Source organism: Sphaerotilus hippei, from assembly GCF_003201595.1.
Lineage (GTDB): Bacteria > Pseudomonadota > Gammaproteobacteria > Burkholderiales > Burkholderiaceae_C > Sphaerotilus > Sphaerotilus hippei.
Window position 1 is genome coordinate 105,075 of record NZ_QJJS01000003.1, and the last position, 11,276, is coordinate 116,350.

Annotated in this window: 13 protein-coding genes; 9 read left to right on the top strand and 4 right to left on the bottom strand. The window is 71.8% G+C overall.

Annotated features, from left to right (window positions below; all coding sequences use genetic code 11):
- Window positions 1-267 precede the first annotated feature (267 nt).
- Window positions 268-1,419 carry an acyltransferase family protein gene (locus C7444_RS04235; protein WP_170130626.1) on the bottom strand — a complete coding sequence of 384 codons (1,152 nt, stop codon included), beginning with the start codon at window positions 1,417-1,419 and terminating at the stop codon, window positions 268-270.
- A 186-nt stretch (window positions 1,420-1,605) separates the two neighbouring features.
- On the opposite strand from C7444_RS04235, the gene C7444_RS04240 reads away from it, so the two are divergent.
- Entirely contained in the window at window positions 1,606-2,694 is a 1,089-nt protein-coding gene (locus C7444_RS04240) for a patatin-like phospholipase family protein (protein WP_110399592.1), read from the top strand.
- Between the two features lie 48 nt (window positions 2,695-2,742).
- The gene (locus tag C7444_RS04245; protein ID WP_245909404.1) at window positions 2,743-3,687 is read left to right on the top strand and encodes an alpha/beta hydrolase; all 945 of its coding nucleotides are present in this window, start codon (window positions 2,743-2,745) and stop codon (window positions 3,685-3,687) included.
- Window positions 3,688-3,726: 39 nt separating this feature from the next.
- Here the strand turns inward: C7444_RS04245 and C7444_RS04250 are convergent, their stop codons facing one another.
- The 3 genes from C7444_RS04250 to ygfZ form a co-directional block, all read right to left on the bottom strand.
- Complete coding sequence (locus C7444_RS04250; protein ID WP_110399594.1) at window positions 3,727-4,728, bottom strand: NRDE family protein; 1,002 nt, start codon at window positions 4,726-4,728, stop codon at window positions 3,727-3,729.
- Between the two features lie 69 nt (window positions 4,729-4,797).
- On the bottom strand, window positions 4,798-5,112 hold the full coding sequence (locus C7444_RS04255; RefSeq protein ID WP_110399595.1) for a DUF4936 family protein: 315 nt from the start codon (window positions 5,110-5,112) through the stop codon (window positions 4,798-4,800).
- A gap of 4 nt (window positions 5,113-5,116) precedes the next feature.
- Window positions 5,117-6,067 carry a CAF17-like 4Fe-4S cluster assembly/insertion protein YgfZ gene (ygfZ, locus tag C7444_RS04260; RefSeq protein ID WP_110399596.1) on the bottom strand — a complete coding sequence of 317 codons (951 nt, stop codon included), beginning with the start codon at window positions 6,065-6,067 and terminating at the stop codon, window positions 5,117-5,119.
- A gap of 100 nt (window positions 6,068-6,167) precedes the next feature.
- Here ygfZ and mltG point away from each other — a divergent pair, with 100 nt between their 5' ends.
- The 7 genes from mltG (at window position 6,168) to def (ending at window position 11,263) form a co-directional block, all read left to right on the top strand.
- Window positions 6,168-7,148 carry an endolytic transglycosylase MltG gene (gene mltG / locus C7444_RS04265; protein ID WP_375136908.1) on the top strand — a complete coding sequence of 327 codons (981 nt, stop codon included), beginning with the start codon at window positions 6,168-6,170 and terminating at the stop codon, window positions 7,146-7,148.
- Between the two features lie 11 nt (window positions 7,149-7,159).
- A complete protein-coding gene (gene tmk / locus C7444_RS04270; RefSeq protein ID WP_110399597.1) occupies window positions 7,160-7,798 on the top strand; it encodes a dTMP kinase in 639 nt (212 codons plus the stop codon).
- Window positions 7,792-8,877 carry a DNA polymerase III subunit delta' gene (gene holB / locus C7444_RS04275; RefSeq protein WP_110399598.1) on the top strand — a complete coding sequence of 362 codons (1,086 nt, stop codon included), beginning with the start codon at window positions 7,792-7,794 and terminating at the stop codon, window positions 8,875-8,877. Before tmk ends, holB begins: the two co-directional genes overlap by 7 nt.
- Window positions 8,878-8,887: 10 nt before the next feature.
- Window positions 8,888-9,265 (top strand): PilZ domain-containing protein, encoded by a 378-nt coding sequence (locus C7444_RS04280; RefSeq protein WP_110399788.1) that lies wholly within the window; start codon window positions 8,888-8,890, stop codon window positions 9,263-9,265.
- Between the two features lie 14 nt (window positions 9,266-9,279).
- Entirely contained in the window at window positions 9,280-10,059 is a 780-nt protein-coding gene (locus tag C7444_RS04285; protein ID WP_110399599.1) for a TatD family hydrolase, read from the top strand.
- A gap of 243 nt (window positions 10,060-10,302) precedes the next feature.
- On the top strand, window positions 10,303-10,527 hold the full coding sequence (locus C7444_RS04290) for a hypothetical protein (protein ID WP_110399600.1): 225 nt from the start codon (window positions 10,303-10,305) through the stop codon (window positions 10,525-10,527).
- 202 nt (window positions 10,528-10,729) lie between these two features.
- Complete coding sequence (gene def, locus C7444_RS04295; RefSeq protein WP_110399601.1) at window positions 10,730-11,263, top strand: peptide deformylase; 534 nt, start codon at window positions 10,730-10,732, stop codon at window positions 11,261-11,263.
- Window positions 11,264-11,276 lie beyond the last annotated feature (13 nt).

The following is an 11,276-nucleotide window of genomic DNA, read 5'->3' on the forward strand; positions in this document are numbered from 1 at the left end:
CGCAGCAGCCCCATGATCAGGAAACCGCTCAGCACGAAGAAGGTGTAGACCGCCGCATCCCCGATGTACGTGCCCGTCAGCGCCGTGTGGTGCACGATCACCGCCAGCGCGCTGATTCCCCTCAGTCCGTCGAAGCCCTTGATGTGTTGCGCCGGGCCGGTCTTGCTTCCCATCGATGCCTGCCTTTGGAGGTTGCAGTCGCTACCGGCTCGAGATGCAGCACCCCAGGCCGTCCACGGAATCTGTCGGCCTGTGCAGGGTCCGGGATCAACCCGGCGACGATCGAAGCGAATCGGTCGAGGCCCTTGCATCAGCGCTCAGTCTCGCCATGATGCCACCCTTGGCACGCGCGACGGGGCGTTCGATCCAATGCATCGACATCGCGGCGAGCACGGTCGAGCCGATCAGCGTCATGATGAAGTTCGCGCTGGCCAGGTGGCTGTGGATCCAGCCGGTGTGCTCGAGCACATACTGGTTCCACTGGATCAGCGGAAAGTGGAAGACGTAGAGCGCATAGGAGATCTGGCCGGCGTACCGCAGCGGTCGCATTTCCAGCATTCGCACCAGATGAGCGTCCTGGAAGTTGGCGATGGTCCACAGGAATCCGCCATACAGCACGATCGAGGCGACGATCATCAGATTGGCGGGCACCGGCAGATACCGGCTCCACAGGCCGTTGCCGGCCTGCGGCATCAGCGAGGTGACGACGATCACGGCCAGCAGCAGGTAGATCACCGCATTGCCGACGAATCCCGAGGCCGCCGGTGACCGGCTGCGGCGCCCGGCCATGCTGATCAGGCAGCCGCCGAGAATGTAGGCAAACCCGACCATCGGCATGGTGTAGGGGGTGATCTCGCTGTCGGTGTGGGAGAACACGAAGTTGTACGTGATCACGCACGAGACCATCGCGGCCACGATCACGCGCAGGTGGTAGCGGGCCGGCACGGCGAGAAACAGCAGGCCGAAGATCAGGTAGAACTGCTGCTCGACCGCCAGGCTCCAGACATGGGTGAACGATCCCCATTCCTTGCTGACCAGGCCGATGTGGAAATTCTGCAGGTAGGTGGCATACCAGCCCGCATGGGCGGTCAGGTCCTGGTGGATGCCCAGCCCCCAGCCCAGCACCAGCATCACCGCCAGCGCCAGGTAATAGACCGGAAAGATCCGCAGTGCCCGGCCCAGCCAGAATTTCTTCAACTCCGCCATCACGCTCGTCTGCAGGGCCTCGATCTGCATGCGGCTCTTCTGCAGCAGCCCCATGATCAGGAAACCGCTCAGCACGAAGAAGGTGTAGACCGCCGCATCCCCGATGTACGTGCCCGTCAGCGCCGTGTGGTGCACGATCACCGCCAGCGCGCTGATTCCCCTCAGTCCGTCGAAGCCCTTGATGCGCTGGCCGGGGGTGCTCTTGTTTTCCATGAATGCGTGACTTCTGTGCGTTGGGACGGTAGGGCATGGCGTGCCACGCGACATGGTGCGCGGTCAGCACGGGTTCGACAAGTCTGCAGTCGGGGGATCGGCGCATCAGTCGGGTCGATCGGTCTTATCTCTCGCGATCGGGCGCCCGTTCCGTCGTCATCACGCAACCCGCTAGCATGCGCTCCCATGCACGCTTTGCAGATACACGCCGGCCCCCGCGCCCTGGAATCCATCCGCCACCAGGGGCTGCGGCCCCAGGACATCCGGGCCGTGCCCGCGGCGGCAGGCGGCCCGAAGGGGCTGGTCCTGAACCCGCTGGACCGTTACCTGTTCGCCCACTGGCTGCGCGGCCGGGGACCGTCGGTGCATCTGGTCGGGGCCAGCGTGGGCGCCTGGCGCATGGCCTGCGCGATGCTGGACGAGCCGGACGCCGCGCTGCGCCGGCTGGCCGTGGACTACGTCGCCGAAAGCTACGACCCGCCCACCGGCGAGCGCCAGAGCGCCGGCAACATCAGCCGCCGCTTCGCGGTCCTGCTCGAGCGGCATTTCGGCGGACAGCAGGCGCAGGTGCTCCAGCACCCGCGCCTGCGCCTGCATGTGCTGGCCAGCCGGGGCCGGCGCTGCCTGCGCCGCGAGCACCGGCTGCTGATGCCCCTGGGCGGTGCGGCCGCCTGGGTCGCCAACGCCGTGGACCGGCGTCACCTCGGGGGCTGGCTGGAGCGTGTGGTGTTCTCCGATCCCCGCGAGCCCCTGCCCCTGAAGCTCGAGGACCTGCCGACCGAGGAGGTCGCGCTCGAGGCCGCCAACCTGATGCCCGCCATCCTGGCCAGCGGCTCGATCCCGTTCTGGCTGCGTGCGGTGACGTCCATTCCCGGCGCGCCCGACGGTGCCTACTGGGACGGCGGGCTGACCGATTACCAGTTCCACTGGCCCTGGTCGCGCATCGAGGCCAACCGCGACGGCGCCGGCCTGGTGCTGTATCCGCATTTCCAGCCCTCGCTGGTGCCGGGCTGGCTGGACAAGCCGTTCCGGCAGCGGCACCGCATGACGCCGGGGCTGGACAACGTGATCGTGCTCAGCCCGCGGGCGGACTGGATCGCCCGCCTGCCCGGGGGCAAGCTGCCCGACCGGCAGGACTTCAAGCGTTACGCCAGCGCGCCCGCGCAGCGCATGCAGGCCTGGCGCGCCGCCATCCAGGCCAGCGAGCAGCTGGCCGACGAATGGCACGAGTGGCTGCAGCAGGGCTGCCCGCTCGACGACGTGCAGCCGCTCTGAACGGCGCACCTCCCGCTCTTTCCCTCTTCCCCTGCTGTCGATCTGTCCATGCCCACCAGAGAACTGACCCCGGCCATGCGTGAACTGCTGGCGCGCATGCGCCGGGTCCGCCGCCCGGCCTTCCACCAGCTGACGCCGCAACAGGCGCGTGCGGCCTACGAGCTCGCGGCCGAGGTGCTGGAGCCCCCGCGTGCCGCGCTGGCCCGCGTCGAGGATTTCGAGCTGCCGGTCGCGCCCGGCGCGGGCCGCCGGGCGCGTCTGTATGCCCCCGCGAACGGCCCGTTGCCGGTGCTGCTCTACCTGCACGGGGGCGGCTTCACCATCGGCGGGCTGGAGACGCACGACAGCCTGTGCCGCCAGCTGTCGCTGCGCAGCGGGGCGGCGGTGGTCGCGCTCGACTACCGGCTGGCTCCGGAGCACCGCTTTCCGGCGGCCGTCGACGACAGCTGGGCGGCGCTGCACTGGCTGGCGGGGGAGGGGGCGGCCCGGCTGGGCCTGGACGGCGCCCGGCTGGCGGTCGGTGGCGACAGCGCCGGCGGCACGCTGGCCGCGGTCGCCGCCCTGCATGCCCGCGATGTCGGCCTGCCGCTGGCCCTGCAGGTGCTGATCACGCCGGGCACGACGGCGCACGCGGACACGCCCTCGCACGCACGCTACGCCGAGGGCTTCCTGCTCGAGAGCGAGGCGATCCGCTGGTTCTTCGATCACTACATCGACCGCGAGCAGCGCGGCGACTGGCGTTTCGCGCCGCTGCTGGCCGACGACCTGGAGGGCGTGGCCCCGGCCTGGGTCGGCCTGGCCGAATGTGATCCGCTGGTCGACGAAGGCCTGGCCTATGCCGACCGGCTGCGCCTGGCCGGCGTGCCGGTGGCGCTCGAGCTCTGGCGCGGCGTGACCCACGACTTCATCAAGCTCGGCCGGGCGCTGCCCGAGGCCGCCCAGGCCCAGGCTGCCATCGCCCTGGCGCTGCGCGAGGCGCTGGGCCTGGACTGAACGGCCGGCCGCGTGTGGCGTGGCGTGATGTGCTGTCGCTCAGGGGCTGCGCACCCGGGCCGGCTTGATCAGGCTGCGCACCCGCGGGCGCACCAGCCGTGTCGCGGCGCTGCCCGTCGGCTGCGCCGCTGCCCGCGCGGGCGCCGGTGCGGTGTCGCTGGACTCGCTCACCGGGGAGTTGACGCTGCCCGCCGCGGCCGCGACAGGCACGGCGACGGGCTGCACCTCGTAGCGGGGCGGCCAGTCGCGCAGCGTGGCCCGGCGCATCAGCGCCATGCCCGAGTCCGCCGCGAAGGTGCGCTCCCAGACGTGGGTCACCAGCGTGCGGCCGACCCGCTCGGTGACCAGCACGGTCGAGCAGCGTGTGCCGTAGCGGCCGTCGGCGGTGCGAACGAAGACCGGCGCGAGCTCGCGTTCCAGCGCCAGCGGCACCCCGGTGGACGGCAGTTCGTCGTCGGGCGCCCCTTCGCGGCAGGCGAGCGCGGCCAGCAGCCGCATCGCCAGCGCCTCGGCGCCGGGCTCGGCCGGGTCCTCCAGCGCCGCCGCCAGGTCCGCCTTGAGGCGGCGCACCTTGGGCCACGGCTCGTCGAAATGACCGTTGGACAGACCGAACAGGCCCTTGTCCAGCCGCCGCGCGTAACCGTGGCGGTTCGACATCCAGTGGCATTCACCCCGGCTGAAATCCGCGGTGATCAGGTTGAAGCCGTTGTGGCCGCTGAGCGAGGCATGCACCCAATAGCGGTCGGGCGGCTGCTCGCCGGTGAGCCAGCGGGTGACCAGCGAGCCGCGCGTGGGCGCCTTCGGGTCGTTGCGCACCGGGTCGCGGATGTTGGTCAGCAGCGCCAGCCGGCCGCGCGGGCTCAGGCCCAGCCAGGTGCCGCCGGCGGCCAGGTCCCGTCCGGACAGGATCTCAGGGCCCTGCGCCTCGGGGGTCCACCAGCCCAGGCGGGCGGCCGGGCGGTCGAAGAATTCATCACGGTTGGCCGCCAGGACCAGGGGAAAACGGCGGCTGAGGTCCAGTGCAATCGCGGCCAGGCACATCTCGGGGTACGCATCGCTCCAGGGGACAGGGGGCGCCCGCTCGGGGCGGCACGGGCGCCGATTGTGACCTCAGCGCCCGAAACCCTCCAGATGGCGATCCCCGAGCCGGGCCGAGGGCAGCGCCGCCGTGGCCTCGATCAGCGCGGCCAGCCGCAGCGGGTCCAGGCCGTCGGGGTGGCTGTAGATCTCCATCCACGTCAGCGGGGCCCGTTCGTCCGTGGCGGGGCCGGCCGGCCCGATCGGCACGCGCTGCAGCCGGCGGGCGTGCAGCCCGGGCCAGCGCCGCTTCAGCGCCTGCTGCGCCGCATCGACCTCGAGGCCCGCCGCGCTGGCCTGGTCGGCCGGCACGCGGTAGTAGACATAAAGCTCCAGTCCGGTGCCCACCGTCTCAGGTCGCCTGTTCGTGGGGCAGGGCGTAGGGCAGCGGGCGGGTGCTCAGCAGCGGGCCGTCGGCGCTGCCCAGGTGCAGCGTGCCGGAGCCGGTCACCGCGATCTTCAGTTCGGCCAGCGCCAGGTGGCCGCCATCGGGCTGGGGCGCGGACAGCGCGACCACGCCGGCCGGCTGGCCCGGGTCGCCGCTCCAGACCACGTCCTGGCCGGGCTGCATCACGCTGTCGCCGGCGAGCAGGAAGGCGCGGCGCTTGAGCTTGCCCAGGTACTGGCTGCGCGCGACCACCTCCTGGCCGGGGTAGCAGCCCTTCTTGAAGTCGACGCCACCGACCAGCTCGTAGTTCAGCATCTGCGGCACGAACTGGCCGCTGGTGGCCGCGACCACCGGGGCCACGCCGGAGGCCACCTCGAGCCAGCGCCAGTGCGCGGGCTCGAGCGCCGGCAGGCCGGCCAGCACCAGCCCGGCCCGGGCCACCGGTCCGAGCCAGAGCGCCCGGGCCACGCCGGCGGCGTCGGGCAGGCCGATGAGCATGGCGCCATCCTCCAGGTCCAGCTTGCCCCAGGGCGCCAGCGCCTGCGCGCCCAGGTGGGCGAGCGCGTCCGCACCGACGATGCCCAGCGTGGCCAGCTCGGCCGTCGCGTCGTCGAGCCTGGCCTGGGCGCGCATCACGAACATCGACAGGCGCTTGAGCGCGGCGGGCAGCACGTCGGACTGGCAGGACAGCCAGAGCGTTTCCCCGCCTTGCCGGGCGTAGATGAAACTCGCGAGCATGCGGCCCTGCGCACTGCAGTACGCGCCCAGCCGGGCGTGCGACGCATCCAGGCGGCTCACGTCGTTGCTCAGCTGTCCATGCAGGAAGGTGGCGGCGTCGGCCCCCTGGGCACGCAGGACGCTGCGATCGTCGAGACGGCAGGCCCCGCCGGGGCCGGAGTAGGCGATGTGGTTCATGGGCTCATTATCATCACCGGCTGTGCAGCGGTGGCGTGGTCGGGTATCCAGCTTGAAAAGACAGAAAACTCAGAGACGTGGGCGCTGGTGGCGCCGGGCGCTGGTGGCGTCGATCCTGCTGGCGGCCGGCCTGGCCGGGGCCGCGTACTGGTGGCTCGAGCAGCCGCTGGAGCTGGCCGCGCCGACGGTCGAGGTCGACGTGCAACCGGGCCAGACGCCGCGCCAGCTGGCCCAGGCGCTGACGGACGGCGGCGTGCGCACCCGGCCCGTCCTGCTCTACCAGTGGTTCCGCTGGTCGGGGGACGCCCGCCGCATCCGCGCGGGCAGCTATGAATTCGAGCGGGGCATCACGCCCGCGGCGCTGCTGCGCAAGCTGGTGGCCGGTGACGAGACGCTGGCGCGGGTGCGTTTCATCGAAGGCTGGACCTTCCGGCAGATGCGTGCCGAGCTGAACCGCTCGACCGACCTGCGCCCGGAGAGCGCGACGATGGACGACGCCGCGCTGATGGCCGCGCTGGGCTCGCCCGGGCGGCTGCCCGAGGGCCAGTTTTACCCGGATACCTACACCTATTCACGCGGCAGCAGCGACCTGGCCCTGCTGCGCCGGGCCCACGAGGCGATGCGTCGCCGGCTGGCCGAGGCCTGGGCGCAGCGCACCGAGGATCACCCCATCCAGACCGAGCAGGACCTGCTGGTGCTGGCGTCGATCGTCGAGAAGGAGACCGGCCGGGCCGAGGACCGGGGCCGGGTGGCCGCGGTGTTCCTGAACCGGCTGCGCCTGGGCATGCCGCTGCAGACCGATCCGACCGTGATCTACGGCCTGGGCGAGCGCTTCGACGGCAACCTGCGCCGCATCGACCTGCAGACCGACACCCCGTTCAACACCTACACCCGCACCGGCCTGCCGCCCACGCCCATCGCGATGCCCGGCGCGGCCGCGCTGCGCGCGGTCATGCAGCCCGACCGCAGCCGGGCGCTGTACTTCGTCGCCCGGGGCGACGGCAGCAGCGAATTCAGCGACAACCTGGCCGACCACAACCGGGCCGTCGAGCGCTACCAGCGCTCCGGCCGACAACGATGAGCGATGCGAGCATGAACCCCACACCGTCCCCGACCGGTCCCGCCGGCTGCTTCATCACGGTCGAGGGCATCGACGGGGCGGGCAAGACCAGCCATGTCGAGGCGCTGGCGCAGCGCTGGATCACCCGCGGCCTCGAGGTCGTGCGCACCCGCGAGCCCGGAGGCACCGAGCTGGCCGAGGCGTTGCGCGCGCTGGTGCTGGCCCGGCCGATGGATGCGCTGACCGAAGCGCTGCTGGTGTTCGCCGCCCGGCGTGACCACCTGGTCCGGGTGATCGAGCCCGCGCTGGCGCGCGGGGCGGTGGTGCTGTGCGACCGCTACACCGACGCCACCTTCGCCTACCAGGGCGGTGGCCGCGGCTTCGACCTGGCGGTGCTGACGCAGCTGGAGTCCTGGGTGCAGCAGGGCCGCCAGCCCGACCTGACGCTGTGGTTCGACCTGCCCCCGGCGGTGGCCGCGGCCCGCCGCGCCGCCGCGCGGGTGCCCGACCGCTTCGAGGCCGAGCCGCTCGCCTTCTTCGAGGCCGTGGCGGCGGGCTACCAGCGCCGTTTTGCCCAGGCCGGTGCACGCGTGGCCCGGCTGGACGCCTCGCTGACCCCGGGCGAGGTCGCCGCCCAGATCGCCGCGGCGCTGGAGGCCCGGTCATGGTGAGCGCGGTGCGAGCGGTGCGGGCGCCGTCGCTGCCGCCGACCCGCCACGGCCTGCTGCCCTGGCTGCGGCCGGAGCTGTCGCGCGCGCTGCGTGACCAGCAGGGCCATGCGCTGCTGGTGCACGGCCCCGAGGGAGTCGGGCAGATGGAGTTCGCACTGGCGCTGGCGCAGGCCTGGCTGTGCGAGACCGACGCGGCCGCGCGCCCCGATGGCCTGGCCTGCGGGCGGTGCCCGTCGTGCCATCTGGTCGACGAGCGCAGCCACCCCGACCTGAGGCTGATCGTGCCCGACGCGCTGAAGGCCGAGGCCGGGCTGTCGGCCGACGACGGCAGCGACGACGAGGGCCGCAAGCGCAAGCCCAGCCGCGAGATCCGGGTCGAGCAGATCCGCGCCGCGCTGGAGTTCAGCGCGCTGACCGCCGGGCGCTCGCGCCACAAGGTCATGGTGCTGCACCCGGCCGAGGCGCTGAACGCGGTGGCGGCCAACGCGCTGCTGAAGACGCTGGAGGAGCCGCCCGGCGGCCTGCGCTTCGTGCTGAGCTGCGGCGCGCCCGAAGCCCTGCTGCCGACGATCCGCAGCCGCTGCCAGGATCTGCGCCTGCGGGTGCCCGAGCGTGAGGTGGCGCTGGCCTGGCTGCAGGACCAGGGGCTGGAGCAGGCCGCCGTGCTGCTCGATGCCAGCGGCCTGCAGCCGCTGCAGGCCCTGGCGCTGGCCCGTCAGGGCCTGGGCGCCGACGTGTGGCTGGGCTTTCCGGCGGCCGCCCGCGCCGGCGTGCTCGAGGCCACCACCAGCTGGACCGTGCCGCTGCTGATCGACGCGCTGCACAAGCTCTGCCACGACAGCCTGATGGTCACGCTGGGCCAGTCGCCGCGCTTCTTCGCGCATGGCGCGCCGGTGCCGGCGGGCTCGGTCGGGCGCCTGACGGCCTGGTCGGCGCGGCTGCGTGACCGCGCCCGGCAGGCCGAGCACCCGTGGAGCGCCGGCCTGGCGTTCGAGGCGCTGATGATCGAGGCCCGGCAGCAGCTCGGCGGCGTGCCGGCGCGTGGCGGTGGTCAAGCCGGGCCGCGGCCGGGCCGATAAACTCGAAACCATGAACGAACCCATCTCGCGCCTTCCCACGACCTCCAGTGCACGGCCCAGCGTCATCCAGCTGGTGTTCCGCGAGAAGGGGGCGCTCTATGCCGCCTACGTGCCGCTGTTCGCCGAAGGCGGGCTGTTCGTGCCGACCAACCGCGAATACCGCCTCGGCGAGGACCTCTACCTGCTGCTGACCCTGCCCGACGACCCGCAGCGCTATCCGGTGGCGGGCAAGGTGGCGTGGATCACGCCGGCCAATGCCTCGGGCGGGCGCACCCAGGGCGTGGCCGTGCGGTTTCCGGTCGACGAGAAGACCCGCGCGCTGCGCATCCGCATCGAGGAGATGCTCGGCACCTCCATCCAGTCCTCCAAGCCGACCCAGACCATCTGAGCCCGGCGTCCGCCATGTACATCGATTCCCACTGCCACCTCAACTTCCCCGAACTGCAGGCCCGCCTGCCCGAGATCCTGGCCGACATGCAGACCGCCCGGGTCGACCGGGCCATCGTCATCTGCACCACGCTCGAGGAGTGGGAGCCGGTGCGTGACCTGGCCCGCGCGCACGCCAATCTGTGGTCCACGGTGGGGGTGCACCCCGACAACGAAGGGGTGCGGGAGCCGACCGTCGAGGACCTGGTCGAGCGGGGCCGCGAGGCCCGGGTGGTCGCCATCGGCGAGACCGGGCTGGACTACTACCGCCTGGGCGAGCGCAGCATCGCCGACATGGAGTGGCAGCGCGAGCGCCTGCGGGTGCATGTGCGCGCGGCCCGCCTCCTGGGCAAGCCGCTGGTGATCCACACCCGCAGCGCCAGCGCCGACACGCTGGCCATCCTGCGCGAGGAGGGGGCCGAGGCCGTCGGCGGTGTCTTCCACTGCTTCACCGAGACCGCCGAGGTCGCCGCCGCGGCGCTGGACATGGGCTTCCACCTCTCGTTTTCCGGCATCCTGACCTTCCGCAACGCGGTCGACCTGAAGGCGGTGGCCGCCCAGGTGCCGCTCGAGCGCTGCCTGATCGAGACCGACAGCCCCTACCTGGCGCCGGCGCCGCACCGCGGCAAGACCAACACGCCCGCGCTGGTGCCGCTGGTGGCCGCCGAGCTGGCGCGCCTCAAGGGCCTGGATGTGCACGAAGTCGCACGGGTGACCACGGCCAACTGCGAGCGCCTGTTCGGCCTGTCGGCCTGAAGCCGACACCCGGTGTCAGGCGCCGCCTGACACCGGCGGGCGCAGGCAAGTCGATGATTCGTATCGACTTCATTTCGCCTTCGTGTCTGCCCGGGAGGGCGCGCCGGGGTCTGGCAGGGGGTCTGGCGCTGACAGTGTGTCAGACAAAATCTGACAGCTTTTTCCGTTTCAGGCCCACTTCAGTTTCTGGCAGGCGGCTCCTACAGTGCGTCCATCGACAACAAGGACACACGGAGCAGCACCATGAAAACCCAGCAGATCACCAACCCTTTTGCACTGATGATGGACCCGCAGGCCGTGCTGTTCGCGGTGGAGCACTCCGATCGCCTGCAGCGCCTGAAGCGACGTGTCTGCCGCCCGCTCGACAAGCCGATGATCCCGCACGCGCTCAGCGAGATCGAGGCGTTCGACCAGGGCATCGACGAAGAGGTCGGCCAGACCGTCTACGGCGACACGCTGGCGTCCTGATCACCGGATCTCGCGGCCGCGCGCGTTCGCCCCGCGCCAGCTGCGCATCGTCCTGACTTGCCCCGCCCGGATCACCGCCAGCCGTGAAGACGCCGGCTGCGCCCGCGGGGGGATTGCGTGCATCGGCCCCGGCCCCGTGCGTCCAGGCATGGAAGAATGCCGGCGTTCACCCCGCTGCTGGGGGATGCGGAGACCACACCCGATGACGATCAGGACCTTGCTGAAGATGGGCGACCCCCGGCTGCTGCTGCAGGCCCGGCCGGTGCAGCGCTTCGCCACCGACGAGTTGCGCGCCCTGATCACCGACATGGAAGACACGATGGCCGCCGCCGCGGGCGCCGGCCTGGCCGCGCCGCAGATCGGGGTGGATCTGGCCGTGGTGATCTTCGGTGGCGGGACGAGCGCCCGTTACCCCGACGCGCCGCTGGTGCCACGCACCGTACTGATCAACCCGCGCATCGAGCCGCTGTCCGACGCGCAGGAGGACGGCTGGGAAGGCTGCCTGTCCGTGCCCGGCCTGCGTGGTGTCGTGCCGCGCTGGCGGCACATCCGCTACCAGGGGTTCGACGAGCAGGGCCGGCCCGTCGACCGGGAGGCCGAAGGCTTCCACGCCCGGGTGGTGCAGCACGAGTGTGACCACCTGCAGGGAGTGCTCTACCCGATGCGGGTGCGCGACTTCAGCCGCTTCGGCTACACCGACGTGCTGTTCCCCGGCCTGGACGACGCGGACGACTGAGTCCCGCGTCCCG